Annotated in this window: 1 rRNA gene; it reads left to right on the top strand. The window is 54.1% G+C overall.

Annotation, left to right across the window (positions count from 1 at the left end):
• Window positions 1-1,376, top strand: a 23S ribosomal RNA gene (locus AC58NB_RS17400); the annotation flags it as partial.
• Window positions 1,377-1,389 lie beyond the last annotated feature (13 nt).

Below are 1,389 nucleotides of genomic sequence, written 5' to 3'. Positions count from 1 at the left end.
AAGGCTGAGCTGTGATGGCGAGGGAACTAAAGTACCGAAGTTCCTGATTCCACACTGCCAAGAAAAGCCTCTAGCGAGGAAGAAGGTGCCCGTACCGCAAACCGACACAGGTAGGCGAGGAGAGAATCCTAAGGTGATCGAGAGAACTCTCGTTAAGGAACTCGGCAAAATGACCCCGTAACTTCGGGAGAAGGGGTGCTCATCGAGGTGAATAGCCTTGATGAGCCGCAGTGAAAAGGCCCAGGCGACTGTTTAGCAAAAACACAGGTCTCTGCGAAGCCGTAAGGCGAAGTATAGGGGCTGACACCTGCCCGGTGCTGGAAGGTTAAGAGGAGCGCTTAGCTGCAAAGCGAAGGTGCGAATTGAAGCCCCAGTAAACGGCGGCCGTAACTATAACGGTCCTAAGGTAGCGAAATTCCTTGTCGGGTAAGTTCCGACCCGCACGAAAGGTGTAACGATCTGGGCACTGTCTCAACGAGAGACTCGGTGAAATTATAGTACCTGTGAAGATGCAGGTTACCCGCGACAGGACGGAAAGACCCCGTGGAGCTTTACTGCAGCCTGATATTGAATTTTGGTACAGCTTGTACAGGATAGGTAGGAGCCTTTGAAGCCGGAGCGCCAGCTTCGGTGGAGGCATCGGTGGGATACTACCCTGGCTGTATTGACATTCTAACCCGCACCCCTGATCGGGGTGGGAGACAGTGTCAGGTGGGCAGTTTGACTGGGGCGGTCGCCTCCTAAAGAGTAACGGAGGCGCCCAAAGGTTCCCTCAGAATGGTTGGAAATCATTCGCAGAGTGTAAAGGCACAAGGGAGCTTGACTGCGAGACCTACAAGTCGAGCAGGGACGAAAGTCGGGCTTAGTGATCCGGTGGTTCCGCATGGAAGGGCCATCGCTCAACGGATAAAAGCTACCCCGGGGATAACAGGCTTATCTCCCCCAAGAGTCCACATCGACGGGGAGGTTTGGCACCTCGATGTCGGCTCATCGCATCCTGGGGCTGTAGTCGGTCCCAAGGGTTGGGCTGTTCGCCCATTAAAGCGGTACGCGAGCTGGGTTCAGAACGTCGTGAGACAGTTCGGTCCCTATCCGTCGTGGGCGCAGGAAATTTGAGAGGAGCTGTCCTTAGTACGAGAGGACCGGGATGGACGCACCGCTGGTGTACCAGTTGTTCTGCCAAGAGCATAGCTGGGTAGCTACGTGCGGAAGGGATAAGTGCTGAAAGCATCTAAGCATGAAGCCCCCCTCGAGATGAGATTTCCCATAGCGCAAGCTAGTAAGAACCCTGAAAGATGATCAGGTTGATAGGTCCGAGGTGGAAGTGTGGTGACACATGGAGCTGACGGATACTAATCGTTCGAGGACTTAACCAAATGAGTAAAACGT

The organism is Pradoshia sp. TA40_28, from assembly GCF_059694525.1.
The sequence above is the reverse complement of the archived record's forward strand: the minus strand, read 5'-3'. Positions and strand labels throughout refer to the sequence as shown.